Genomic DNA, 23,614 nt, shown 5'->3' on the forward strand with positions numbered 1-23,614 from the left:
ACCCCTCCCACACGGGCTCCGGCGCCCACTCTGGGCCGTCCGGGCGACCACGCACGACCCGTTCGGTGAATCAGCAGCTACCTGAAGGTGAATTCTCGGCAACGCGTGGCCGATCCCTTGATCGGGGCCATGGGGAGCGCCCGCATCGTGCGCTTAGGCTGGCGGTATGGACGTGAACGTGGCCGCCGCCGCTGCCTGCGCCATAGCCGGGCTCGGCGTCGGCCTCACGGCCTCCATCGCCTTCCGTTGGAGCGAGCGCGAGCAGGCCAGGGGCAGGTACGGCGGAACAAACCGGCACCAGGGCCGCCACCAGGGCCTGGCCCCCGCGCAGGAACCCCCCCTGCCGCCGGGGGTCGACACCGTTCTCTCCGTGCTGCGGTCCTGCGCGATCGTGCTCGGCGAGAGCGACGACGTGGTCAAGGCCAGCTCGGCGGCGTACGCGATGGGTCTGGTGCGCGGTGGCGCGGTCGCCGTCGACCAGCTGCTCGCGCTGGCCCGCTCGACCCGCCGGGACGGCGAGATCCGCCAGCTCGAACTGGAGCTGCCCCGCCCGGGCGCGGCGCGCGCCGTCGAACCGCTCGCGGTCTCGGCCCGGGTCGCCCCGCTGGGCTCCCGGCTGGTCCTGGTGCTGGTCGAGGACCAGACCGAGCGCCGCCGGGTGGAAGCCGTGCGCCGCGACTTCGTCGCCAACGTCAGCCATGAGCTCAAGACCCCGGTCGGTGCGCTCTCGCTGCTCTCCGAGGCGGTCGCGGACGCGGCCGACGACCCGGAGGCGGTGCAGCGCTTCGCCGGCCGGATGCAGATCGAGGCGACCAGGCTGGCCAGCCTGGTCCAGGAGATCATCGACCTCTCCCGGGTCCAGGACGACCGGCTGATGGTCGACCCGGAGCCGGTCGCGGTGGACGAGCTGATCGCCGAGGCGATCGACCGCTGCCGCCAGCAGGCCGCCGCCAAGCAGATCCTGATCGCGGCCGGCGGCATCGCCGGCCTCTACCTGCACGGCAACCGCGGCCAGCTCGCCGCCGCGCTCGGCAACCTCGTCGAGAACGCCGTCAACTACAGCCCGCCGCGGACCAGGGTCGCGATCGCCACCCGCCGGATCTCCAGCGCCGCCGCGCTGGGCGAGGCCGACGGCGAGCTCATCGAGATCTCGGTGACCGACCAGGGCATCGGCATCTCGGAGAAGGACCGCGAGCGGGTCTTCGAACGGTTCTACCGGGTCGACCCCGCCCGCTCCCGGCAGACCGGCGGCACCGGCCTCGGCCTCTCCATCGTCAAGCACGTGGCCGCCTCGCACGGCGGCACCGTGTCGGTGTGGAGCGTCGAGGGCCAGGGCTCCACCTTCACCCTCCGCCTGCCCGCCGGGCAGGCACCCGTGGACCGGCCCCGTGCGGGGGAGTCCGCGGAATTCCTGTCAGAAACAACCCCCCAGCTTGCCCCGGAGGCCTGATCGTGACCCGAGTACTGGTGGTCGAGGACGAGGAGTCGTTCAGCGACGCCCTCTCGTACATGCTCCGCAAGGAGGGCTTCGAGGTGGCCATCGCCGCCACCGGCCCCGACGCACTGGAGCAGTTCGAACGCAACGGCGCCGACCTCGTCCTGCTCGACCTGATGCTGCCGGGGCTGCCCGGCACCGAGGTCTGCCGCCAGCTGCGGGTCCGCTCCAACGTGCCGGTGATCATGGTCACCGCCAAGGACAGCGAGATCGACAAGGTGGTCGGTCTGGAGATAGGCGCGGACGACTACGTCACCAAGCCCTACTCCACCCGTGAGCTGGTCGCCCGGATCCGCGCGGTGCTGCGCCGCCGCGGCGAGAACGAGGGCCCCGGCGACGGCGGCGGCCCGGGCGCCCTGGAGGCGGGCCCGGTCCGGATGGACGTCGACCGGCACGTGGTGACCGTGGACGGCGCCAAGGTCGACCTGCCGCTCAAGGAGTTCGACCTGCTGGAGATGCTGCTGCGCAACGCCGGCCGGGTGCTCACCCGGATGCAGCTGATCGACCGGGTCTGGGGCGCGGACTACGTCGGCGACACCAAGACGCTGGACGTCCACGTCAAGCGCCTGCGGGCGAAGATCGAGCCGGACCCGGGCGCGCCGCGCTACCTGGTCACGGTGCGCGGCCTCGGCTACAAGTTCGAGCCGTAAACCCCGGCGCCCGGGAACGGGAACGCGAAACGCCCCTCCGGCACCGGCCGGAGGGGCGTTCGCGTTGCCGTGGCGCGGCGGAGCCGGGCCTCAGTGCGCGGCCGGGACCCCCGGGGCGGGCGTGGTGCCGGCGGCCGTGCCGGTCGCGGCGGGGACGGTCGGCGTGGCGGTACCGGCGGCCGGGGTGGCGGCCTTGCTCGGGGCGGCGGCCGGGGCCGTCGGACCGAAGCCCTTGTACAGGTCCTTGTTCGGGCTGACCTGGGCCTCGGTGTCGAGCTTGTCGTGGTTCTTGAACGTGAAGGAGGTCGCCACGTAGCCGCCCACGCTCACGGTGGTGGAGGCGACCCGGGCGGTCGGGTTGCCCGGCCCGCCGAGCAGCACCGCGCCGCCGGGCGGGACGGAGATGCTGGTCAGCGGGGCGCCCTTGTCGTCGGCGAAGGTGGCGGGGGCGCCACCGGCGACGGTGATGGACTGCAGCTCGAGTACCTCGGGCCCGCTGTTGCTGATGTTCACCGTCACATTGGCGGGGCCGGTGTGCTCACCGGAGGACTCGTCCCCGGTGACCACGACGATGTTGTTCAGCCGGACGTCGGTGCCCAGGGTGGCCGACGCGTTGTCGGGCTTGATCTGCAGGGTGGCCGGGGTGTTCCCGGCGGCGCAGGAGGACAACGAGGCGATGGCCAGGGCGGCGAGGGCGGCGATGCCGCCGCGTCGAAGGCTGCGGCTCACGGCGGCGGCTTCTCCTAAGTCACGTGTCGGAAGGTCAGGTCTCAGATTATCGACCTCGCTTATGCCGTCCTCACGGGGTGGTCCCTTCGTGTCGCGCACCCGGGGCGGACGGGCGTCCGGACGGCGGCATGTCCACGTGTTCAGGTCAAGTGCCGACCAAGATCGGATCACGATCCGGAAACGACCCGATAAACGGTGAAAGCTCAAGATCAAATCACGGTTTCGGGAGTGTTGCCAGACGTTTCAGCGGGCGGCAGAACCGCCTCCGACCTGCGGGAAGCCCTCCCCGAACGCCGGTCGCAGCACGTCATAGGGGTCCTTGTCAAGCCCCGAGACCTGCCCTGACCTGCGAAAACGCCCTTCGGGTGCGCCGAAAAGCGTGTTATTCTGGAAAGCCACGGAAGGGGTCCTGTCACATGACGTTCAAGGTTGGCGACACGGTGGTCTACCCCCATCACGGGGCCGCGCTGATCGAGGCCATCGAAATTCGCCAGATCAAGGGTGTGGACAAGACCTACCTGGTGCTCAAGGTGCAGCAGGGAGACCTGACGCTCCGCGTGCCCGCCGAGAACGCGGAGTTCGTCGGCGTTCGCGATGTGGTCGGCCAGGAAGGTCTGGACCGGGTCTTCGAGGTGCTGCGCGCACCGTACACCGAAGAGCCGACCAACTGGTCCCGTCGCTACAAGGCGAACCTGGAGAAGCTCGCCTCGGGTGACGTTATCAAGGTCGCCGAGGTCGTGCGCGACCTCTGGCGTCGCGAGCGCGAGCGCGGCCTCTCCGCCGGGGAGAAGCGCATGCTCGCCAAGGCGCGCCAGATCCTCGTCAGCGAGCTCGCGCTGGCGGAGAACACCAACGAGGACAAGGCGGAGACGCTGCTCGACGAGGTGCTCGCCTCGTAGCGGCCGTCCGCTCCACAACGCTCACAGCGCCCGATGCCGGCGCGCCGTCCCGCGGACCGATGGTCCGTGGGTGGTGCCATGGCACTTCGGGCGCTGAGGCGTGTCCGGACGACGCCCCCGCGCCCGAGCGGCCTGGTCGGCCTCGGGTCTGCATGACCGTTTCTGCTGCTGTAGCGGGCGGAAGACGGTGGTGCTTCGGAAGGGGTCCGCGCCCGTCGTGCACGCCATGGCCATACCCACTTCGCCGAAGGAGTGAAACCTGAACGCCACAGCAGCAGTCGCAGCAGCAGTGGTGCCCGCCGCCGGCCGCGGCGAGCGCCTGGGGCCGGGCGCCCCCAAGGCCCTGCGTGAACTGGGGGGCGTGCCGCTCCTGGTGCACGCCGTCCGGGCGCTGACCCGCAGCCGGGCGGTCGGCCTGGTCGTGGTCGCCGCCCCCGCCGACGGGGTGGCCGAGGTCGTCGCCCTGCTCGACAGTCACGGACTGGAGGGCAAGGACATCCGGGTGGTGGCCGGCGGGGCGACCCGCCAGGAGTCGGTCCGGCTCGGCCTGGCCGCCATCCCCGCCGAGGTCGGCATCGTGCTGGTGCACGACGCGGCCCGCCCGCTGGTCCCGGTCGAGGTGGTGGACGCGGTGGCGTCCGCCGTCCGGGCCGGGGCCGAGGCGGTGGTGCCGGCGGTGCCGCTGGCCGACACCGTCAAGCGGGTCGAGCCGGTGCCCGGCGGGCCCGAGCCGGTGCTCGACACGCCGGACCGGTCCACCCTGCGCGCAGTCCAGACCCCGCAGGGCTTCCGCCGGGACACGCTGGCCGAGGTGCACGCCAAGGCGCTGGCCGAGGAGGCCGCGGCGGACGGCGGCGGCCTGCCGCCGGTCACCGACGACGCGGGCCTGGTCGAGCGGTTCGGCGGCCGGGTGGTCGTGGTGCCCGGCCACGAGGAGGCCTTCAAGGTGACCCGTCCGCTGGACCTCGTCCTCGCCGAGGCCGTCCTCGCCCGCCGGAGGGCCGCCGATGCCTACTGATCCGCGGACCCCCGTCCTGCCCCGGGTCGGCATCGGCACCGATGTGCACGCCTTCGAGCCCGGCCGCCCGCTGTGGGTGGCCGGACTGGAGTGGCCGGGCGCCGAGGCCGGCCTGGCCGGGCACTCGGACGCCGACGTGGCCGCGCACGCGGCCTGCGACGCGCTGTTCTCGGCCGCCGGGATCGGCGACCTGGGCGCGCACTTCGGCACCGACCGGCCGGAGTGGGCCGGCGCCTCCGGGGTGACGCTGCTCGGCGAGGCGGCCCGGCTGGTCCGCGCGGCGGGCTTCGAGATCGGCAACGTCGCGATCCAGGTGATCGGGGTCCGGCCGAAGATCGGCAAGCGCCGGGCGGAGGCGCAGGCCGCGCTCGGCGCCGCGGTCGGCGCCCCGGTCTCGGTCTCCGGCACCACCACCGACGGGCTCGGCCTCACCGGGCGCGCGGAGGGGCTCGCGGCGATCGCCACCGCGCTGGTGTACGAGCGGCCCTGACGTCCGCGGGCAGCGGCCGGGGAACAATCCGGAGCTGATGGGTGTTCACCGGGCGATGCGCGGGCCCGAGTCGATAGTGTTCGGGTCGGGTCCGCGCGGGCTTCCCCCCTCGGGCCGTACCCGCCGCCGACGAGATGAGGTTTCCGATGAGCGCCCAACTCTCCGACCAGGCCAAGGCCCTGCTCGACGCCAAGAGCTTCGCCGTGGTCACCACGATCCAGCCCGACGGCAGCCCCCAGTCCTCCGTGGTCTGGGTGAAGCGCGACGGCGAGGACATCCTGTTCTCCACCGTCGAGGGGCGCCGCAAGCACCTCAACCTGGTGAAGGACCCCCGGGTCTCGCTGCTGGTCAACCCGCCGGAGAACCCGTACACCTACCTGGAGGTGCGCGGCGACGTCTCGCTGACCCGCGAGGGCGGCCGGGAGCTGATCGACGAGCTGGCCCACAAGTACCAGGGCCAGGAGACGTACGGCTACGACGGTCCGGACGACGTGCGCGTGATCGTCCGGGTCACGCCGCGGAAGGTGGTCGGCTCGATCTGAGCCACCGGGGCGGCGGGGGTGGCCCCGGGATGTCACCCGACGGAAATGGATCTGTCGGGGGTCTTGACATTCCGGAATGTCGCGGGGCACCCCCTGCCGCCCACTACGCTTGACGCTGTGAGCATTCGACTGTACGACACCAGCACCCGACAGGTACGCGACTTCGTCCCGCTTGTCCCGGGTTGTGTCTCGATCTACCTGTGCGGCGCTACCGTCCAGTCGGCGCCACACATCGGGCACATCCGGTCCTACCTCAACTTCGACGTGATGCAGCGGTGGTTCGCCTACCGCGGCTACCAGGTGACCTTCGCCCGGAACGTCACCGACATCGACGACAAGATCATCGCCAAGGAGCGCGAGCTCGGCACGCCGTGGTGGCAGATCGCCTACGAGAACGAGCGCGCCTTCAACGACGGCTACAACGCCCTCGGCTGCCTGCCGCCGACCGTCGAGCCGCGCGCGACCGGGCACATCCCCGAGATGGTCGAGATGATGCGCGGGCTCATCGAGAAGGGCCACGCCTACGAGGCCGACGGCAACGTCTACTTCGACGTGAAGTCGTACCCCGACTACCTCGCGCTCTCCAACCAGAAGCTGGAGAACCTGCTGCAGCCCTCGGGCGAGGGCGAGACCGGCAAGCGCGACCCGCGCGACTTCGCGATGTGGAAGTCGGCCAAGCCGGGCGAGCCGAGCTGGGACACCCCGTGGGGCCGCGGCCGTCCGGGCTGGCACCTGGAGTGCTCGGCGATGGCGCACAAGTACCTGGGCCCGGCCTTCGACGTCCACGGCGGCGGGCTGGACCTGATCTTCCCGCACCACGAGAACGAGATCGCGCAGTCCAAGGCCTTCGGCGACGACTTCGCCAACTTCTGGGTGCACAACGCCTGGGTCACCATGGCCGGCGAGAAGATGAGCAAGTCGCTCGGCAACTCGGTGCTGGTCTCCGAGATGGTCCGGCGCTGGCGGCCGATCGTGCTCCGCTACTACCTGGCCGCCCCGCACTACCGCTCGATGATCGAGTACAGCGAGGAGTCGCTGCGCGAGGCCGAGGCCGGATTCGGCCGGATCGAGGGCTTCGTCCAGCGCGCCGTGGAGCGCTGCGGGCCGGTCGACGCGGCGCCCGAGGTGCCGCCGGCCTTCGCCGAGGCGATGGACGACGACCTGGGCGTGCCGCAGGCGCTCGCGATCGTGCACACCGCCGTCCGCCAGGGCAACAGCGCCCTCACCGCGGACGACAAGGAGAGCGCGGTGGCGCGCTTGGCCGAGGTCCGTGCGATGCTCGGAGTACTGGGTCTGGACCCGCTCGACCCGCAGTGGGCCGGGACCGAGCGCGGCGAGGACCTGCACGGCGTGGTCGACTCGCTGGTCAGGCTCGTCCTGGACCAGCGGCAGGCGGCGCGGGCCCGCAAGGACTTCGCGACCGCGGACGCCATCCGCGACCAGCTCGGCCTGGCCGGGCTGGCGATCGAGGACACCCCGTCCGGCCCGCGCTGGACGATCAACAGCCAGTAGCCCCCGGGCGACCGAGGGGTGAGGTGGGCCGTACCGGACCGGTGCGGCCCTCCCGCATGACGGAGCGCATGCCGTCGGGCGCCACCGGCACAGGCCGGGGCGGCCGGCCATGCCGGACAGACAGACAGGAAGTACAGCCATGGCCGGCAACAGCCAGCGCAGGAACCGCCGCAACCCCGGGTCGAAGAAGGGCGCGAGTGTCGGTACCGGCGGCCACAGCCGGAAGGCACTCCAGGGCAAGGGCCCGACCCCGCGCGGGGAGGAGCGAAAGGGCCACCCGAAGCAGCGGGCCGCCAACGCCGCGATCAAGCGCGAGCGGGACGCCAAGGCCCGGGCCGGCATGCGCCGGGCCGGGGGCGGCGGCCGGGGCGGCCGCGGCGGCGCGGGCAGCGCCGAGCTGGTCTTCGGCCGCAACTCGGTGGTCGAGGCCCTGCAGGGCGACGTGCCGGCCAACGCGCTGTACGTCCAGCAGTTCATCGACACCGACGACCGGGTCCGTGACGCCTTCCAGGCCGCCAACGACCGGGGCATCCCGCTGATGGAGGCCCCGCGCCCGCAGCTGGACCAGATGACCGGCGGGATGAACCACCAGGGCCTGGTGCTGCAGGTCCCGCCGTACGAGTACGCGCACCCCGAGGACCTGCTGGAGGAGGCCGCGGACTCCGGCCGGGACGCGCTGATCGTGGCGCTGGACGGCGTCACCGACTCCCGCAACCTGGGCGCCGTGGTCCGTTCCGCCGCTGCGTTCGGCGCGCACGGCGTGGTCATCCCGGAGCGCCGGGCGGCCGGCATGACCGCCGGTGCCTGGAAGACCTCCTCGGGTGCGGCGGCCCGGCTGCCCGTCGCCCGGGCCACCAACCTGACCCGGGCCCTGGAGGCCTACCAGAAGGCCGGTCTGATGGTGGTCGGCCTGGCGGCCGACGGCGAGGCGGAGATCGGCGACCTGGAGGCGCTGACCGGGCCGGTGGTGATCGTCGCGGGCAGCGAGGGCAAGGGCCTGTCCCGGCTGGTCGCGGAGACCTGCGACCTGCGGGTGCGGATCCCGATGTCCGGCCTCACCGAGTCGCTGAACGCGGGTGTCGCGGCCGGCGTCGTGCTGTACGAGGCGGCCCGGCTGCGCGGCAAGGTCGGCTGACCGCCGTACCGCCCGGGGCCCTGAGGGCCCGAGCACAGCGCGGGTGTCCGGCGCAACGGGTTCTCCGGAACCGCCCGCCGTTCGCCCGCAAGTCAGGGGAAAGCGATCGGATCCGCCCGGGTCCGATCGCTTTTCTCATGATCACTTCAAGGAGACTCCCGATATCCACTCGGGAGAGTGTCCTAACCGGGCGTCACCCGGTTAGACGGGCGTGGACACCAGAACACCTCGGCGCCCGCTCCTGGGCAGTGGCAGCACCGGGATGGACGACCCGGGCCCCGGCCTCAACACCGTCAAGGTGCCGTCGGACCCGGCGCGCCTCAGCAGCACCCAGGCGAGCTTCCGGCTCAAGCTCGGCGCCCCCGTGGCGCCGTTGATCGAGGCCCCGGCCGGACTGCTGTCCACCGGCGCCGCGTTCGGCGACCCGTACGGCACCCAGGGCCTGATCCGCCGCCCGCTGGTCACCCCGCGGGTGGTCGTCCCCGCCGCGGACGTGCCCTCGCTGGTCGGCGGCCTCGCCGGGGCGCCGCCGCGCCGCAAGGGCCGGGTCACCCCGGTCACCTGGACCGGCGAGGCACGCCCGGACGACATCGCGGCCACCCGGCTGCTGGAGGCGGTCCGACTGGGCGCCGTCCCGGCCGGGGTCGGCGGGCGCGGCGGACGGTCCGGCGGCTCCCTGGCGGACGCGGACACCCGGCCGCTCCCGCCGTACGGCGCCCGGGCGGTGCCGCGCCAGTCGCGCGAGGGCGACGGCACCGCCACCGAGGCCGGCGTCGGCCCGGTCGGCGCGCCGCAGGGCTGGACGCCCAGCGGCGAGCTGCCCGAGGTCTCGGCCGCCGACGCCGAGGGCAGGCAGCCCTGGTACCCGGGCCGGCGGGTCGACCTCGGCCTGGTGCTGCTGCCGCTGCGCGCGGTGCTCGGCTCGCTCTCCGTCTACGCCGGGTTCAGCAAGCTCTGCGACCCGGTGTACTTCGACGGCGGCGAGCGCGGCTCGATGATGCGCTGGCTCTCCTCGCTGCACCCCTGGAAGGTCGCCGAGCCGCTGCTGGCCTTCGCCATGGCGCACCCGGTCGGCGCCGGCCTGGTGGTGTCGTTCACCGAGATCGTGGTCGGCGTGCTGACCGTCCTCGGCCTCTGGCAGCGGCTCGCGGCCGGCGCGGCGATGACGCTGTCCGCCGCGCTGCTGTTCACCGTGAGCTGGCGGGCCGTCCCGGTGTACGACACGCCCGACCTGATCTTCCTGGCGGCGTGGAGCCCGCTGCTGATCGCCGGGGCGCCGTTCGCCTCCTTGGACGGGCGGCTCGGCCTGGAGGCCTGGCGGCGCCAGGGCGCGGGCGACCCGGTGGCGCTGCGCCGCCGGGTGCTGCGGCGCGGCGCGGTGGCCACCTCGGTGGTCGTCGGCCTGACCCTGCTGCTCGGCTCGATGCTGGGCGCGGCGGTCCGCACCGGCGCCCGGCCGCAGCACCCGGCGCCGTCCCGGCCGGCCACCGACTACGGCACGCCGGTCTGGCCGAGCGGCGGGCCGTCCGCCACCCCCGCCGGCAAGGCCCCGGGCGCCCCGGCGGCCTCGGCGGCCCCGTCCCGGCCGGCCGCGCCGAGCGCCGCGGCCACCACCGCCGCGCCGTCCGGCACTCCGACCCCGACCCCGAGCCCGACCCCGGCGAAGCCGAGCACGGCCACGCCGAGCGGCAAGGCGAAGCCGTCGGGCCGGCCGGAGACCGGTGCGCCCTCGGGGACGGCGGCCTCCGCGTCGTCGGCCGGGTCGGCGCCCGCGCAGCGCGGCACCCCGGCCCCGGCGACCGGCACCGGCTCGGCGCCGAAGCCCGCGCCGAGTGGCGGGGCCGGCGCCCCGAGCGGCTCGGGCAACGGCGCCGGCGGCTCCGGCTCGGGGCTGCTGGGCGGGGTGCTGGGCAGCGCGCCGCTGGCGCAGCTGTCCGGCGACGGCGCGGGCGCGTCGTCCGCCCGCCCGGAGGCGCCGACGGCCACCTGACGGGCCGGGCGAACGGCCCGGTGACGGCGATCGGCCGGGTGCTCCGTGGGGAGCACCCGGCCGATCGCGTGGCCGCCGCGCTGCTACCGCGGGGCGCGCCCGGCGCCCGAGGCGAGCTCCTTGGCGGCCTCGGTGAGGTCCTTCGCGGTGTCGATGGCCCGCCAGTAGACGCCCTGCGGCAGCTGGTAGCCGGCCAGCCGCTTGCCGCGGGCCAGCTGCGGGAAGGTGGTCCGCTCGTGGTCGCCGACGTCCGGCAGCAGCTCGGCGAACTCCGGGCTGAACACGTAGAGGCCGGCGTTGATGAGGAAGGGCGACGGCGGGGCCTCGATGAAGTCCAGGACGTTGCCGAACTGGTCGGTCTCCACGGCGCCCCAGGGGATCCGCGGCCGGGCCAGCGCCAGGGTGGCCACGGCGTCCCGCTCGTGGTGGAAGGCGGCCATGTCGCGCAGGCTGAACCTGGTCCAGATGTCGCCGTTGGTGGCGTACCAGGGCTCGTCGGGGCGGGGCAGCGCCTTGGCGGCGTACTTGAGCCCGCCGCCGCGGCCGAGCGGCTCGGCCTCGACCACCGTGCGGACCCGCAGCGGCAGGTCGGCCTTGTCGAGCCAGTCCTCCAGCACGTCCGCGAGGTGGCCGCAGGAGATGACCACGTCGGTGACGCCCTCGGAGGCGAGCCAGGCCAGCTGGTGGCCCAGGATCGGGGTGCCCGTGCCGGGGATCTCGACCAGCGGCTTGGGGCGGTCGTCCGTGTAGGGGCGCAGTCGGGAGCCCTGTCCGCCGGCCAGGATGACGGCCTGGGTCACCGGGACCGGCACCGGGCTGACGGCGGGGGTGTGCGGAGGAACGGCCGTGGGGCCGGAATCAGCGGTCATGGCTGAACAATAGGCGCACCGGCCCCGGCCGTTGCGTCCGCTCGGACCCGGTCCGGGCCCGGTTCCACCGGCCCGGCGCGGTCAGCTCGCGGCGCCGGCGGCGAACGAGCCGTCGCAGACCGGGCGGGCGAAGGAGCGGGCCCGCTGGACGTCGCCCTGGTACTTGCGCACCGCGGCCCGGCCGAGCTCGGTGGCGAGCGCGCTGCAGTACGGCGTGAGCGCGGGCTGCTCGCGCATCGAGCGCTCCAGCAGGTCGAGCGCGCTGCCCGGGTTGTGGGCGCGCAGCTCGTCCAGGAGGGTGACGCGCAGCGCGTCCTGCGGGGGGAGGCCGTCCGGGGTCCGTCCGGTGCCCACCGTCCGGCCGATCCCGGCGCCGTCCTCGCTGGCGGCCGCCACCACCTGCTGGTCCAGCGAGGTCGGCGGGGCCCACGGCACCCTGGTCACGGCGAGGGTGCCGGTGGTCACCAGGACGACGGGCAGGGCGAGGGCGACGGTCTGGCCGATGCGGCGAACTAGCTGTTTCACGCACAGGAGCGTAGCGGTGCGTACGGCTCTCCTTGCCCTCCGTTACCCCATCGGGTGACAGGGTGTCCCGGTTCGTCCCGGCGCCGGGTTGACGACCGTCACCCGTCGGAGTGGCCGCGGACGACGGGAGCCCCGTCGGACCGGATGACGGTCCGACGGGGCTCCGCGGTGCGGCCGGGTGCCTCAGTTGGAGAGGCGGGCACCGGTGCTGGTGGAGAACACGTGGGTCTCGTTGGCGATCGGCACGACGTGGACGGTCTCGCCGCGGGCCGGGATCTGGCGGCCGTGCACGCGGACGACCAGCTCCTTGTCCTCGCCGCCGATCTTGGTGGTGCCGTACACGAAGCCGTCCGAGCCGAGCTCCTCGACCACGTTGACGGTGACGGCGACGCCCTCGATGCCGCCGCCCGCGACGATCTCGAAGTGCTCCGGGCGGATGCCGACGGTCACGGTCTTGTCGGTGCCGGCGCCGGCCAGGTCCTCGCGCGAGATGTTGACGAGCGAGCCGCCGAACTTCACGCCGCCGTCGACCAGCGGCACCTCGACCAGGTTCATCGCGGGCGAGCCGATGAAGCCGGCCACGAAGAGGTTGGCGGGCTTGTCGTACATGTTGCGCGGGGTGTCGACCTGCTGCAGGAGGCCGTCCTTGAGCACCGCGACCCGGTCGCCCATGGTGAGCGCCTCGGTCTGGTCGTGGGTGACGTAGACGGTGGTGATGCCCAGGCGGCGCTGCAGGCCGGCGATCTGGGTGCGGGTCGAGACGCGGAGCTTGGCGTCCAGGTTGGACAGCGGCTCGTCCATCAGGAAGACCTGGGGCTCGCGGACGATCGCGCGGCCCATCGCGACGCGCTGGCGCTGACCGCCGGAGAGCGCCTTCGGCTTGCGGTCCAGGTACTCCGTCAGGTCGAGGATCTTGGCGGCCTCCTCGACCTTGGTGCGGATCTCGGTCTTGTTGACGCCGGCGATCTTGAGCGCGAAGCCCATGTTCTCCGCGACGGTCATGTGCGGGTACAGCGCGTAGTTCTGGAACACCATCGCGATGTCCCGGTCCTTCGGCGGCAGGTGGGTCACGTCGCGGTCGCCGATCCGGATGGCGCCGCTGTTGACGTCCTCCAGGCCGGCCAGCATGCGGAGGCTGGTCGACTTGCCGCAGCCGGAGGGGCCGACCAGGACGAGGAACTCGCCGTCGGCGATGTCCAGGTCCAGCGCGTCGACCGAGGGCTTGGTCGCCCCGGGGTAGACACGGGTCGCCTTGTCGTACGTCACAGAAGCCATGGCTGTGCTCTCCTCCACCGGCAGGAACGTGCCGGACGATCCGAGTAAAGGTGGGTGGTACCGATCCGCCGATCGGCCCAGTGGTCTGAACCACTGCGCCAACCGACTCCGGGCGACGCTACCTGCGCTTCCCCCGCTTGTCAGCCCCCGGCCGACCCGATTTAGGCATCGGTTCCATCACGCCCGGCCCCCGCCCCCACCGGCCCCCGGATATCCCCCCACCGCCCGCGCGCCGCCCGGTAGACTGCCCCCGGTGCCGCCGTGACCTCGTCGCGGACGGTCACCATGCCTCCTTAGCTCAGCTGGCCAGAGCACCGCTCTTGTAAAGCGTAGGTCGTCGGTTCGAATCCGACAGGGGGCTCCGCAGGTCCCTCGACAAGGCCCCCCGGCGTGCAGCCGGGGGGCCTTCGTCGTTCCGTCGGGGCGCGGTCACGGCCGGGGCGGGCGGCTGCGGGGGCGGAGTTGGCGCAGGGTGTGGGCCGGGGCGTGGGCGGTGAGGAGTTCGGCGGCGCGGCGGTAGGAGAGCCGGGCGCGGTGGGTGTGCGGGCAGCGGTCGGCGGCGGGGGTGGCGGCGGGGGCGCGGCGGGTGGTCAGGAACAGGGGGCCGGTGGTGCGGCCGGCCAGGAGGAGGGGGAGCAGCCGGGCGGTGGCGGCCTGCCAGGTGAGGGGAGGGGCCGGCGGGCGGGTGCGGCGGCGGGGGAGGTCGAGGTCGTCGGCGTCGAGGGCGAGGACGGTCTCGACGGGGGCGCCGCTCTCGTGGAGGAGGTGCCACAGGGCCTGTTCGCGCAGCGGGACGCGGAGCGCGAACAGGGCGCGGAGCTGGTCGGGGGTGAGCGGCGCGGGTCCGCTGCCGGGGGCCGGGAGGGGGCGGGGGCGCAGGCCGTCGGCGGGGTCGGCGCTGGTCCAGCCCTGCGCGCGCCACCAGGCGAGGGCGGCGCGCAGCGTGGAGAGTTCGCGGTTGAGGGTGCGCGGGTCGGTGTCGCGGGAGCGGCGGTCGACGGCGGCCCGCAGGCGGGCGGCGGCCTCGGGGTGGTCGAGCAGGGCGAGCGGCAGGACGGGCGGCCGGGCCCGGCGGCGTTCCGGGCCGGTGGGGGCGGGGCGGTCGGCGAGCGCCCAGGCCCAGGTGCGCAGGGCGATCCGGTAGACGCGGCGGGAGCCGTCGCCCAGCCCGGAGGCCGCCAGGTAGCGCTCGACGGCGACCGCGTACTCGACCGGCGGGGGGTGGGCCATCCAAGCCTGCTTTCCGCAGTAAATGATGTGGGGAGGAGCTGGGGAAAAGGATAGGGCGGTGCGCGGTAAATAGCAGGTGGCCGGGGAGTTTTGAGGGTGTTTACTGCGGCAGGCGGCGGCCGGTCGGACATTGATGGGGAAAGGCTCAGGTTTTTCTCCGGAAAGCCTTGTGGGCGGTTTCCGTCCGTGGGCAGACTGGGTGGCCATGACAGGGGAGACGGAACGGATTTTGGCCCGCCGTCGACGGCTGGGCAGCCGTCTGGCCGTGCTGGGCGAACGCGACTTCGGATGGTTCTTCGTCGGCTACGCGACCTCGCTGGTCGGGTCGACCATGGCGCCGGTCGCGGTGGCGTTCGCGGTGCTGGACGGCGGGGGCGGCGGGACGGAGCTCGGCTGGGTGATGGCCGCCCGGATCCTGCCGATCGTGCTGGTGATGGTGGCCGGCGGAGTGGTCGCGGACCGGTTGGGCAGCCGGCGGGTGATGCTGGCGGCGGACGTGCTGCGCTGCGCGGTGCAGGGCGCCTTCGCGGCGCTGCTGGCCACCGGGCACGGGTCGATCCCGGTGATGGTGGCGCTGGTCGCCGTCTGGGGACTGGGCGAGGGGGTGTTCCTGCCGGCGCTGGGTGCGCTGGTGCCGGCCCTGGTGCGCCGGGAGGAGCACCTGCCGGATGCCAACACCCTGCTGGGGCTGGCGCGTTCGGTGTCCACGGTGGCCGGTCCCGCGCTCGCCGGCGTGATCACGGCGGGGCTCGGCCCGGGGGCGGTGCTGCTGATCGACGCGCTGACCTACGGGGTGGGCGCGCTCGCGCTGGCCCGGCTGAGCGCGGCGGTGCCGGACGGCGCGGGCGCGGCCGGCGGCGGGGCCTCGGTGCTCGCCGATCTCCGGGACGGCTGGGGCGAGTTCCGCTCCCGCCGGTGGCTCTGGGTGACCACCGTGCAGATGGCGCTGTTCAACCTGCTGGTCTGGGCGCCGTTCCTGGTGCTGGGGCCGCTGACCGCGCAGCGCGAGCTGGGCGGGGCGCGGGCCTGGGGGCTGGTGATCGGCGTGTACGGGGTGGGCGCGGTGCTGGGCGGGCTGCTGATGCTCGGGCGCCGGCCGGGCCGGCCGCTCGCGGTGGCGACGGTGGCGACCCTCGGCTGGGCGCTGCCCTCGGCGGCGCTCGCGGCCGGGCTGCCGCTGGTCTGGACGGCCGCGGCGGCGCTGGTGGCGGGCGCCGGGTCGGCGGTCTGCGGCTCGCTGTACAACTCGACCCTGCAGAGCTGGGTGCCGGCGGAGGTGCTGGCCCGGGTGACGGCGTTCGGCGGCCTGGGCGCGTTCGTGCTGGGGCCGCTGGGCTTGGCGGCCGCCGGTCCGCTGGCCGACCGGGTGGGGGTGGCGGCCGTACTGGCCTTCGGCGCGGGCTGGCAGCTGGTGGCCGCGGCGGCGGTGCTGGTGGTGCGCGAGGTACGCGACCGGCGCTGGGAGGAGCCGGACGGGGGAGCGGCGCCGGGAGCCGGAGCGGCCGAGCCGTCCCCGAGCGCGGCGGGTGCCGGGTGAGCGGGGCGGTCGTACGGTGGAGGGGCGGGGGGCGAACGGAGGAGGCAGGACATGCCCGGTTCTCTCACCATCAGCCACCACGAGGCCGCCGCGAGCCTGGACCACACGGACGCGGTGCGGCTCGCCGCCGTCCTGGACGAGCTCGCGTACCTGCTGGGGATCCCGGGGCCGAACCGGATCAACGACACCCAGCTCGCCGCCCTGTGCGAGGGGCGGGCCCCCGACCGGGCCGAACTGGCACGCTGGTCCCGGGGACTCGCCGCGGAGCTGCGGGGGCGGCGCCCCTGACCGCGGCCGCTCGATTCCCCCGCTCGCCTCCGGGCGCTGCGAACCCGACGCCGACGGTCGTCGCGGCGGCGCTCCCTCCTTCGTCGGTCGCTTGCCGCTCCTCGCTTTCGGCGTCGGCGCGCCCTTCGGCCCGGAGCACCCGCCGGACCCGCCGTACGATGGCGCGCGGGGCGGGCGGTCCGCGCGCGGCCGAGGACGTGGGGGAAGACGTGGCGGAGCGTACGGCGGCGATGTCCTGGCTGACGGTGGACACCCCGCTGCCGAGCGGTCCGCTGCACGTCGCGGTGACCGCGCAGGGCGTGGCGGCCGTCGGCTACCTCGGCCGGGAGGGCGAACTCCCGCGCTGCGCCGACCCGTCGAAGATCGCCGCGGTCACCGGCCGGGTCGGCGAGTACCTCGCGGGCCGCCGCCGGCAGCTGGACCTGCCGATCGACTGGAGCCTGAGCGCCGGACCGCACCGGGCGGTGCTGCAGACGCTGCTGCGCGAGGTGCCGTTCGGGCGGACCATCACCTACGGCGAACTCGCCGTCCGCAGCGGGGTCTTCGGCGAGGTCGAGGAGCCCGGGCTGGCGGCCAGGACGGTCGGGCAGATGATGGCCGCCAACCCCGTCGCGCTGCTGGTGCCCTGCCACCGGGTGGTGGCGGCGGACGGGATCGGCGGCTTCGGCGGCGGCCGGGTCGGGATCGACGTGAAGCGCTGGCTGCTCACCCTGGAGGGCGTGATGGAGCCGACGCTGGACTGGAACGGTCCGCTGTAGCCGCTGGGTTGACGGAGGGTCAGTGCACCAGCTGGCCCGCCGCCAGGCCGGCCGGGTCGAGCGGCGGCAGCCGGCGCGGCAGGACCGGCTGGATCCCGGAGACGAGGGTGTACTCGATGCCCGCCGGATCCCCGGTCCACTCGGTGTCCGGACGCTCGCCGAGTGCCAACTGCACCGCGTTCCAGGGCAGGTTGAGCCCGCACAGGCGCAGCTGGTGCAGCCCGCCGGAGGGCCGGGTGTTGACGTCGATGACCACCGGCTCGCCGTGCAGGTGCCGGAACTGCACGTTGGAGAGGTACGCCATCCCGGTCGCCTCGACCAGGCGGCGGGCGGGTTCGAGGTACCGGGGTGCGGTGGTGAAGCTGCGGCGGCGCCGGTGCTTGCTGCGGCCGACGCCGGCGAGCAGGGTGCCGTCCAGGTCGGCGAGGCAGTCCACGGAGACCTCGGGGCCGTCGAGGAAGGGCATGACCAGCAGCTCGGTGGCGGCGTCCGGGTCCTCGCGGGCCGCCCGGTCGAGCGCGGCGGCCACCTGGTCGACCTGGACCCGGCTGTCCCAGCCGGCCAGCCGGTGGAGCCCGAACGGCTCGCGGGTGAGGACCCGGAAGCCCTCGCCGCCGGCGCCGGAGGCGGGCTTGAGGCAGGCGGTGAGGCCGGCCGACTCGATCCGGTCGACGGCGTCGACCAGGTCCCCGGCGGTGCGCACCAGCCACCACGGCGGGGTGGGCAGTCCGGCGTCGGTCATCGCCGCGTAGCCGTCGGCCTTGCTCGCGAAGGCGGCGATCGCGGTGGCCGGCGGGCAGGCGAGGGCGGTGCCGACGGCCTCGAACTCCTGGCGGTGCAGGGATATCGCGAGCTGGTGCAGCCGGGGCACGAAGACGTCGATCCGGTGGCGGGCGCAGTGGTCGAGGGCGAACGCGACGTAGGCGTCGGGGGTGAGGTCGGCGGGTTCCAGGTCGGCGGTGTCGGCGGCGGCGAGGACGGGGGAGTCGGGGTCGGCGTGGGTCGCGTGGACGCGGACCGGGCGCGGGGCGGCGCGCAGCTGTTCGATGAAGAACACGTTCTCGGCGTACGTGCGGTTGAGCCAGACGGTGACGGGGGCGCTCATGGGGCCTCCCAGGGCAGGGGTGAACGAGGGGAAGGGCTGTCTCGCGGCCGCGCTCGTCCAGTGGCCCGTGGCCCTTTGAGGTGGCACCTTAGCGGCTTGCTGCGCGGGCGTGAACGCGGGGTGGTCCTGCCGAGCACGGGTCGGGGAAGAGAACCGGACCGTACCGTTCCGGAAAAAATTAGATCACCTGATCGAATAAATATCGATCAGACATTCCATTCGTCCTATTTTTTCGGTTATCCCGACCACTCGAAAGAGTGATTGCGGTGACCCTTCGAATGGGCCCACCATGGATTGTTGCAAGTTGCCAGGCGACACTTCATCCGGTACGGGTACGCGAAGGGCTTCCTATGTCGACCGAAACCAACGTCGGTATTCCTGCACCGGGCGGTGAAGCGCAGGCCCAGGACCAGCAGAGTCTTGCCACCGCCGCCGCGCGGAACCTCGCGACGACGACCAAGTCGGCGCCGCAGATGCAGGAGATCAGCCCCCGTTGGCTGCTCAGGACGCTCCCCTGGGTCGAGGTCTCGGCCGGCACCTACCGGGTCAACCGGCGGCTGCGGCACGCCGTCGGCCGTGGCCGGGTCGGCTTCGACCGGACGGGCAGCGAGGCCCGGATCATCGCACCGACCCTGCGCGAGGTGCCGGTGCTGCGGGGCTTCCCGGACGACGCCGTGCTGGAGGAGCTGGCCGGGCGCTTCGTCCAACGCGAGTTCTCCGCGGGTGAGGTCCTGGTCCCGGCCGGGGCGCCGATCGACGAGGTCTTCATCATCGCCTACGGCAAGGTCAGCCGGATCGGAACGGGCAAGTACGGCGAGGAGGCCGTCGTCGGCTCCGCGGCCGACGGCGACCACCTCGGCGACGAGGTGCTCCGGCAGGAGGACGCCACCTGGCCGTACGCCCTCCGGGCGGACACCGCCGGCACCGTGCTCTCCCTGCGGTGGTCCGCCTTCCAGGAGCTCGCCGACCGCTCCGAGGCGCTCCAGTTGCAGGTCATGGAGTACCTGGCCGGGTTCCAGCAGCCGCAGAACAAGCACGGCGAGGCGGCGATCGACCTCTCCGCCGGCCACCACGGCGAGTACGGGCTCCCCAGCGCCTTCGTGGACTACGAGCTCAAGCCGCGCGAGTACGAGCTGAGCGTCGCCCAGACGGTCCTCAAGGTGCACAGCCGGGTGGCCGACCTCTACAACCAGCCGATGAACCAGACCGAGCACCAGCTGCGGCTGACCATCGAGGCCCTGCGCGAGCGGCAGGAGCACGAACTGGTCAACAACCCGGAGTTCGGCCTGCTCGCCAACGCGGACTACGACCAGCGCATCCAGACCCACTCCGGCCCGCCCACCCCGGACGACATGGACGAGCTGCTGAGCCGCCGCCGCAGCACCAAGCTCTTCCTGGCCCACCCGCGGGCCATCGCCGCGTTCGGCCGCGAGTGCAACCGGCGCGGCCTCTACCCGGACACCGTCGAGGTGCAGGGCCGCCGGGTGTTCGGCTGGCGCGGGGTGCCGGTCTTCCCGTGCAACAAGCTCCCGATCGTCAACGGGACCACCACCTCGATCCTCGCCCTGCGCACCGGCGAGGACAACCAGGGTGTCATCGGCCTGCACCAGACCGGAATTCCGGATGAAGTCGAGCCGAGCCTTTCGGTGCGGTTCATGGGAATCAACGAGAAGGCCGTCATTTCCTATCTGGTGAGCGCCTACTACTCCGCCGCGATTCTGGTGCCGGACGCCGTCGGCGTGCTGGAGAACGTCGACATCGCGCACCGCTAGGGCCGACCGCGGCAGGGCCGGCCCGACCCCGGGCCGGCCCGTCGTACCACCAAGGGGGAGGACCCATGGGAATGTTCACGCTGGAGCGCGACCATCGCGAGGGACACGAGGCGCAGGACGTCCTCGCGCGCGCCCGCACCCTGGTCGACCCGGTGCTCCGGGCCGCCGTGGACTCGCTGCCGGGCACCATGCGACGGGTCGCGGGCTACCACTTCGGCTGGTGGGAGGCGGACGGCTCGCCGTCGACCGCGTCCTCCGGGAAGGCCATCCGGCCCGCCCTGGTGCTCGCCGCCACCCAGGCACTGGGCGGCGACCCCGCCGCGGCCACCGCCGCCGCGGCCGCCGTCGAGCTGGTGCACAACTTCACGCTGCTGCACGACGACATCATCGACCGGGACGAGACCCGGCGGCACCGCCCCACCGCCTGGCTGGTGTTCGGCACCACCGAGGCCATCCTGGCCGGGGACGCCATGCACGCGCTGGCGCTGCGCCTGCTCGCCGAGGACGGCCACCCGGTCGCGGGCGAGGCCGTGCGCCGGCTGGCCGACTGCGTGGTGGAGCTCTGCGAGGGCCAGCAGATCGACTGCGCCTTCGAGCAGCGCAGCGACGTCTCGCTGACCGAGTGCCTGGCGATGGCCGAGGCCAAGACCGGCGCGCTGCTCGGCGCCGCCTGCGCGATGGGCGCCCAGTACGCGGGGTGCTCGGAGGCGGCGGCCAAGGCGATGGACGGCTTCGGCCGGGAGATCGGCCTGGCGTTCCAGCTGATCGACGACCTGATCGGTATCTGGGGCGATCCGGCCGTCACCGGCAAGCCGGTCGGCGCGGACCTCCTGGTCCGCAAGAAGTCGCTGCCGGTGGTCGCGGCGCTGGGCTCCGGGACGCCCGACGGGGCCCGGCTGGCCGAGCTGTACGCGCTGGAACGGCCACTCACCGGCGAGGAGTTGGCGAGCTGCGCGGCCGCCGTCGAGGCGGCCGGCGGGCGTGCCTGGGCGCAGGGCGAGTCCTGCGACCGAATGGCCGCGGCGATGACCCAGCTGGCGCTCGCGGTACCCGAGCCGTCGGCCGCCGACGAGCTGCTCGCGCTCGCCGAACTGGTCACCCGCCGCACCCACTGAGCCGGCCCCGCGGGGGGAGCGGGAACCTCCGCGCTCCCCGTCGTCGGGACCGGTTCCGCTCGTCAGTCCGACCGGGCCGGGGTGTCCAGCAGTCGCCGCTCCTTCGCCGGCTCGATGCCGTGCAGGATCCGGCCGCGCTTGCGCCCGTCGGCCTCCGTGTCGTCCGCCGGCCCGCGCTGCCGCAGCCACGCCCAGGTGTCCCGGGCGGTCTCGGCGAAGGGCCGGCACCGCAGCCCGGCCGCCTCGGCCCGTCCGGTGTCGGCCAGCCAGGTGCCCGCCGCCTCCGGCACGTCGGGCATCCACAGCGGCAGCTCGCTCCAGGGCTGGACGCTGTCCGGTCCCTCGGCCGTCAGCGGCCCGTCCGGGACCCAGACCAGCTCGGTGTCCGCGCGACCGGCCGCCTCGGCGCAGCCCGCCAGGAACTCCCCGAAGGTGAGCCGGCCGGGCGGCGCCGTGGTGAGGAAGCGGCCGGCCGTGCCCGCCGTCAGCAGGTCCAGCCCGAACACCGCGAAGTCCCGGACGTCGATCAGCTGCATCGGCCGCCCCGGCTCCCCGGGCGCCAGCACCCGTCCGCCCCGGGCCATCCGCTCCAGCCACCACGGCAGCCGGCCGCCCTGCTCGTACGGGCCGATCAGCAGCCCGCTGTTGAGGACCAGCGCGCGCTCGGCCCCGAAGTACTCCAGGACGGCGCGCTCGCAGCCGGCCTTGAGCGCGGCGCTGAACTCCTGCCCGGGCGGGGTGTCGGCCGGGCACGCGTGCAGCGGGGAGGTCTCGTCGACCACCCGGGCGGGCCAGTCGGCGAAGGCGTGGACGGAGGAGATCAGCGTGTAGTGGCCGGAGCGCTCGCGCAGCAGCCGGGCGGAGTGCGCGGCCTGGGCGGGCTGCTGGGCGGAGGTGTCGACCACGGCGTCCCAGCGCCGCCCCTCGGCCAGTCGTGCCAGGTCGTCGGCCGAGTCGCGGTCGCCGCGGACCGCCTCCACGCCGGGGAGGTCGGTGGCCGCGCGGCCGCGGTTGAAGGTGGTCACCTCGTGTCCCCGGGCGAGGGCTTCGGAGGCGAACGCCCGTCCCAGGAAGGACGAGCCGCCGAGCAGAAGGATCTTCATACCGGCAAGGCTGTCCCGCCCCCTTCCCCCGCATACCGCCGTTCGCCACGGGCGGAGAGCGGTGCCGTCCGGGCGGGTCCGGCGTCCCGCGGCGGCCGAGATGCCGACCCCCGGGGGCCCGCATAGCATCCGATTTGTACCGATGCACCCCTCCGATACGTCCGTCGTGCAGCCGCCGCGCCCCGGCAGCGGGGTACGGCGCAGGGAAGAGCGGCACCATGGTCAACCCGGCACTCGTGGACCCGGACACCATCCGCGCGACCGCCGCCGAGGCGTGGGTCCGCGGCTACCCGGTCCTGCAGAACTACCGCACCCTGTACACCCAGGCGCTGGACGACGCCGACCCGCGCCACGTCGGCGGCTTCGGCGTCTTCCGGCACTACCCGCGCCCCGCCACCCCGGCCGACACCGATGTCGTCACGCCCAACAACGACACCCCGTACTCCTGGGCCTGGCTCGACCTGCGGACCGAACCCTGGGTGCTCTCCGTCCCCGCCACCGACCGCTACTACGTCCTGCCGGTGCACGAACTCGACACCGTCTACGCCGGGTTCGTCGGCTCCCGGGCCACCGGCCAGGAGGCCGGCGACCACCTGGTGGCCGGCCCCGACTGGCAGGGCGAACCCCCGCCCGGCATCCGGAGCGTCATCCGCGCGACGAGCCGGCTGGTCGGCATCCTCGGCCGCACCCACCTCGGCGGGACGTCACCCGCGGCCGTCGCGGAACTCACCGAGCTCCAGCGGCGGTACCGCCTGCGCCCGCTGCACGCGTACACCGGCACGCCGGAGCCCGCGCCCGCCCCACAGCCCCTCTGGCCGGTCTGGCGCGACGAGGTGCTCGACACCGTCGAGTTCTTCGTCTTCCTCGACTTCCTGCTCGGCTTCCTGCCCGCCGAGGCCGCCCCGCCCGCCGAGGCCGATCTGCGCGGCCGGCTGGCCGACCTCGGCATCGACGGCCGCGGCGAGTTCGAACCGGCCGCGCTGCCCCTCGCGGTGCGCGCCGAGATCGAGCGCGGCATCGCCGACGGCAAGGCCGAACTGGCCCGCGCCGCCGCCCGCACCGAGTCCTCCGTCGGCCTCTTCGGCACCCGCGAGCAGCTCGGCACCCGCTACCTCGACCGGGCGGTCGGCGCGCTCACCGGCCTGTACGGGCTGCCCGTCGAGGAGGCCTGGTACGGCGGCTGGCAGGCCGACAGCGAGGGCCACCGCCCGCCGGACGCCAGCGAGCACGACCACGTGCTGCGGTTCCCGCCGGACGCGCTGCCGCCCGCCCGCCACTTCTGGTCGGTGACCCTGTACGCGCTGCCCGGGCTCCACCTGGTCGACAACACCCTGGACCGCTACTCCGTCGGCGACCGCACCCCCGGCCTGGTCCGCGACCCGGACGGCGGGCTCACCCTCTACGTCCAGCACAAGCGGCCCGCCGACGCCGGGCACTGCGCGAACTGGCTGCCCGCCCCGGACGGGCCGTTCACCGTCGTCATCCGCCTGTACGGGCCGGACGCGTCCGTGCTCGACGGCCGCTGGACGCCGCCGCCGCTCACCCCGCGCTGACCCCGCCGCCCACCCGCCCCGACC

At 74.0% G+C, this 23,614-nt stretch carries 22 protein-coding genes and 1 tRNA gene; 16 read left to right on the forward strand and 7 right to left on the reverse strand.

The window, feature by feature from the left end; all coding sequences use genetic code 11:
- Positions 1-166 precede the first annotated feature (166 nt).
- The gene (locus ACFCLZ_RS21480; RefSeq protein WP_380278332.1) at positions 167-1,450 is read left to right on the forward strand and encodes a sensor histidine kinase; all 1,284 of its coding nucleotides are present in this window, start codon (positions 167-169) and stop codon (positions 1,448-1,450) included.
- A 2-nt stretch (positions 1,451-1,452) separates the two neighbouring features.
- Entirely contained in the window at positions 1,453-2,145 is a 693-nt protein-coding gene (locus ACFCLZ_RS21485; RefSeq protein ID WP_030305055.1) for a response regulator transcription factor, read from the forward strand.
- A 90-nt stretch (positions 2,146-2,235) separates the two neighbouring features.
- Here the strand turns inward: ACFCLZ_RS21485 and ACFCLZ_RS21490 are convergent, their stop codons facing one another.
- The gene (locus ACFCLZ_RS21490) at positions 2,236-2,874 is read right to left on the reverse strand and encodes a DUF461 domain-containing protein (protein ID WP_380278334.1); all 639 of its coding nucleotides are present in this window, start codon (positions 2,872-2,874) and stop codon (positions 2,236-2,238) included.
- 416 nt (positions 2,875-3,290) lie between these two features.
- Here ACFCLZ_RS21490 and ACFCLZ_RS21495 point away from each other — a divergent pair, with 416 nt between their 5' ends.
- The 7 genes from ACFCLZ_RS21495 (at position 3,291) to ACFCLZ_RS21525 (ending at position 10,460) form a co-directional block, all read left to right on the forward strand.
- Complete coding sequence (locus tag ACFCLZ_RS21495) at positions 3,291-3,773, forward strand: CarD family transcriptional regulator (protein ID WP_030244332.1); 483 nt, start codon at positions 3,291-3,293, stop codon at positions 3,771-3,773.
- A gap of 289 nt (positions 3,774-4,062) precedes the next feature.
- Entirely contained in the window at positions 4,063-4,791 is a 729-nt protein-coding gene (gene ispD / locus ACFCLZ_RS21500; RefSeq protein ID WP_380278336.1) for a 2-C-methyl-D-erythritol 4-phosphate cytidylyltransferase, read from the forward strand.
- Complete coding sequence (ispF, locus tag ACFCLZ_RS21505; protein WP_380278338.1) at positions 4,781-5,281, forward strand: 2-C-methyl-D-erythritol 2,4-cyclodiphosphate synthase; 501 nt, start codon at positions 4,781-4,783, stop codon at positions 5,279-5,281. The genes ispD and ispF overlap by 11 nt, the downstream gene beginning before the upstream one ends.
- Positions 5,282-5,427: 146 nt before the next feature.
- Entirely contained in the window at positions 5,428-5,823 is a 396-nt protein-coding gene (locus tag ACFCLZ_RS21510) for a PPOX class F420-dependent oxidoreductase (RefSeq protein WP_380278339.1), read from the forward strand.
- Positions 5,824-5,940: 117 nt separating this feature from the next.
- Positions 5,941-7,335 carry a cysteine--tRNA ligase gene (gene cysS / locus ACFCLZ_RS21515; protein ID WP_380278341.1) on the forward strand — a complete coding sequence of 465 codons (1,395 nt, stop codon included), beginning with the start codon at positions 5,941-5,943 and terminating at the stop codon, positions 7,333-7,335.
- Between the two features lie 139 nt (positions 7,336-7,474).
- Positions 7,475-8,470 carry a 23S rRNA (guanosine(2251)-2'-O)-methyltransferase RlmB gene (gene rlmB / locus ACFCLZ_RS21520; RefSeq protein ID WP_380278343.1) on the forward strand — a complete coding sequence of 332 codons (996 nt, stop codon included), beginning with the start codon at positions 7,475-7,477 and terminating at the stop codon, positions 8,468-8,470.
- A 262-nt stretch (positions 8,471-8,732) separates the two neighbouring features.
- Positions 8,733-10,460, forward strand: a complete 1,728-nt coding sequence (locus tag ACFCLZ_RS21525; RefSeq protein ID WP_380278345.1) for a DoxX family protein — start codon at positions 8,733-8,735, stop codon at positions 10,458-10,460.
- A gap of 83 nt (positions 10,461-10,543) precedes the next feature.
- Here the strand turns inward: ACFCLZ_RS21525 and ACFCLZ_RS21530 are convergent, their stop codons facing one another.
- The 3 genes from ACFCLZ_RS21530 to ACFCLZ_RS21540 all read right to left on the reverse strand — a co-directional run bounded on the left by ACFCLZ_RS21530 (position 10,544) and on the right by ACFCLZ_RS21540 (position 13,129).
- Positions 10,544-11,329: an NDP-sugar synthase gene (locus ACFCLZ_RS21530; protein WP_380278347.1), complete on the reverse strand. Its 786-nt coding sequence runs from the start codon at positions 11,327-11,329 to the stop codon at positions 10,544-10,546.
- Positions 11,330-11,410: 81 nt separating this feature from the next.
- Entirely contained in the window at positions 11,411-11,854 is a 444-nt protein-coding gene (locus ACFCLZ_RS21535; RefSeq protein ID WP_380278349.1) for a hypothetical protein, read from the reverse strand.
- A gap of 183 nt (positions 11,855-12,037) precedes the next feature.
- On the reverse strand, positions 12,038-13,129 hold the full coding sequence (locus tag ACFCLZ_RS21540) for an ABC transporter ATP-binding protein (RefSeq protein WP_380278351.1): 1,092 nt from the start codon (positions 13,127-13,129) through the stop codon (positions 12,038-12,040).
- A gap of 287 nt (positions 13,130-13,416) precedes the next feature.
- Between ACFCLZ_RS21540 and ACFCLZ_RS21545 the strand changes: the two genes are divergently transcribed.
- Positions 13,417-13,490, forward strand: a tRNA-Thr gene (locus ACFCLZ_RS21545).
- 68 nt (positions 13,491-13,558) lie between these two features.
- On the opposite strand, the gene ACFCLZ_RS21550 is transcribed toward ACFCLZ_RS21545, so the two are convergent.
- A complete protein-coding gene (locus ACFCLZ_RS21550; RefSeq protein ID WP_380278353.1) occupies positions 13,559-14,359 on the reverse strand; it encodes a hypothetical protein in 801 nt (266 codons plus the stop codon).
- Between the two features lie 205 nt (positions 14,360-14,564).
- On the opposite strand from ACFCLZ_RS21550, the gene ACFCLZ_RS21555 reads away from it, so the two are divergent.
- The 3 genes from ACFCLZ_RS21555 (at position 14,565) to ACFCLZ_RS21565 (ending at position 16,942) form a co-directional block, all read left to right on the forward strand.
- A complete protein-coding gene (locus tag ACFCLZ_RS21555) occupies positions 14,565-15,896 on the forward strand; it encodes an MFS transporter (protein ID WP_380278355.1) in 1,332 nt (443 codons plus the stop codon).
- 51 nt (positions 15,897-15,947) lie between these two features.
- Entirely contained in the window at positions 15,948-16,184 is a 237-nt protein-coding gene (locus ACFCLZ_RS21560) for a hypothetical protein (protein WP_380278357.1), read from the forward strand.
- Between the two features lie 209 nt (positions 16,185-16,393).
- Positions 16,394-16,942, forward strand: coding sequence for a methylated-DNA--[protein]-cysteine S-methyltransferase (locus ACFCLZ_RS21565; protein ID WP_380278359.1), 549 nt, complete (start codon positions 16,394-16,396; stop codon positions 16,940-16,942).
- 19 nt (positions 16,943-16,961) lie between these two features.
- Here the strand turns inward: ACFCLZ_RS21565 and ACFCLZ_RS21570 are convergent, their stop codons facing one another.
- Entirely contained in the window at positions 16,962-18,047 is a 1,086-nt protein-coding gene (locus ACFCLZ_RS21570) for an ATP-grasp domain-containing protein (protein WP_380278361.1), read from the reverse strand.
- Between the two features lie 350 nt (positions 18,048-18,397).
- Between ACFCLZ_RS21570 and ACFCLZ_RS21575 the strand changes: the two genes are divergently transcribed.
- A complete protein-coding gene (locus tag ACFCLZ_RS21575; protein ID WP_380278363.1) occupies positions 18,398-19,819 on the forward strand; it encodes a family 2B encapsulin nanocompartment shell protein in 1,422 nt (473 codons plus the stop codon).
- A gap of 65 nt (positions 19,820-19,884) precedes the next feature.
- Positions 19,885-20,934 (forward strand): family 2 encapsulin nanocompartment cargo protein polyprenyl transferase, encoded by a 1,050-nt coding sequence (locus ACFCLZ_RS21580; RefSeq protein WP_380278365.1) that lies wholly within the window; start codon positions 19,885-19,887, stop codon positions 20,932-20,934.
- Between the two features lie 62 nt (positions 20,935-20,996).
- Here the strand turns inward: ACFCLZ_RS21580 and ACFCLZ_RS21585 are convergent, their stop codons facing one another.
- Positions 20,997-22,037, reverse strand: coding sequence for an NAD-dependent epimerase/dehydratase family protein (locus ACFCLZ_RS21585; protein ID WP_380278367.1), 1,041 nt, complete (start codon positions 22,035-22,037; stop codon positions 20,997-20,999).
- A 218-nt stretch (positions 22,038-22,255) separates the two neighbouring features.
- Between ACFCLZ_RS21585 and ACFCLZ_RS21590 the strand changes: the two genes are divergently transcribed.
- The gene (locus ACFCLZ_RS21590) at positions 22,256-23,590 is read left to right on the forward strand and encodes a DUF1254 domain-containing protein (protein ID WP_380278369.1); all 1,335 of its coding nucleotides are present in this window, start codon (positions 22,256-22,258) and stop codon (positions 23,588-23,590) included.
- The last annotated feature ends 24 nt before the right edge of the window (positions 23,591-23,614 follow it).

Source organism: Kitasatospora purpeofusca (assembly GCF_042691725.1).
Classification (GTDB): domain Bacteria; phylum Actinomycetota; class Actinomycetes; order Streptomycetales; family Streptomycetaceae; genus Kitasatospora; species Kitasatospora purpeofusca_B.

Excerpts from the sequence above, each read along its gene's own strand:
- ACFCLZ_RS21480 (WP_380278332.1), top strand. The coding sequence starts at position 167 with ATGGACGTGAACGTGGCCGCCGCCGCTGCCTGCGCCATAGCCGGGCTC.
- ACFCLZ_RS21495 (WP_030244332.1), top strand. The coding sequence starts at position 3,291 with ATGACGTTCAAGGTTGGCGACACGGTGGTCTACCCCCATCACGGGGCC.
- ispF (WP_380278338.1), top strand. The coding sequence starts at position 4,781 with ATGCCTACTGATCCGCGGACCCCCGTCCTGCCCCGGGTCGGCATCGGC.
- ACFCLZ_RS21510 (WP_380278339.1), top strand. The coding sequence starts at position 5,428 with ATGAGCGCCCAACTCTCCGACCAGGCCAAGGCCCTGCTCGACGCCAAG.
- rlmB (WP_380278343.1), top strand. The coding sequence starts at position 7,475 with ATGGCCGGCAACAGCCAGCGCAGGAACCGCCGCAACCCCGGGTCGAAG.
- ACFCLZ_RS21525 (WP_380278345.1), top strand. The coding sequence starts at position 8,733 with ATGGACGACCCGGGCCCCGGCCTCAACACCGTCAAGGTGCCGTCGGAC.
- ACFCLZ_RS21530 (WP_380278347.1), bottom strand. The coding sequence starts at position 11,329 with ATGACCGCTGATTCCGGCCCCACGGCCGTTCCTCCGCACACCCCCGCC.
- ACFCLZ_RS21540 (WP_380278351.1), bottom strand. The coding sequence starts at position 13,129 with ATGGCTTCTGTGACGTACGACAAGGCGACCCGTGTCTACCCCGGGGCG.
- ACFCLZ_RS21550 (WP_380278353.1), bottom strand. The coding sequence starts at position 14,359 with ATGGCCCACCCCCCGCCGGTCGAGTACGCGGTCGCCGTCGAGCGCTAC.
- ACFCLZ_RS21555 (WP_380278355.1), top strand. The coding sequence starts at position 14,565 with ATGACAGGGGAGACGGAACGGATTTTGGCCCGCCGTCGACGGCTGGGC.
- ACFCLZ_RS21560 (WP_380278357.1), top strand. The coding sequence starts at position 15,948 with ATGCCCGGTTCTCTCACCATCAGCCACCACGAGGCCGCCGCGAGCCTG.
- ACFCLZ_RS21570 (WP_380278361.1), bottom strand. The coding sequence starts at position 18,047 with ATGAGCGCCCCCGTCACCGTCTGGCTCAACCGCACGTACGCCGAGAAC.
- ACFCLZ_RS21575 (WP_380278363.1), top strand. The coding sequence starts at position 18,398 with ATGTCGACCGAAACCAACGTCGGTATTCCTGCACCGGGCGGTGAAGCG.
- ACFCLZ_RS21580 (WP_380278365.1), top strand. The coding sequence starts at position 19,885 with ATGGGAATGTTCACGCTGGAGCGCGACCATCGCGAGGGACACGAGGCG.
- ACFCLZ_RS21585 (WP_380278367.1), bottom strand. The coding sequence starts at position 22,037 with ATGAAGATCCTTCTGCTCGGCGGCTCGTCCTTCCTGGGACGGGCGTTC.
- ACFCLZ_RS21590 (WP_380278369.1), top strand. The coding sequence starts at position 22,256 with ATGGTCAACCCGGCACTCGTGGACCCGGACACCATCCGCGCGACCGCC.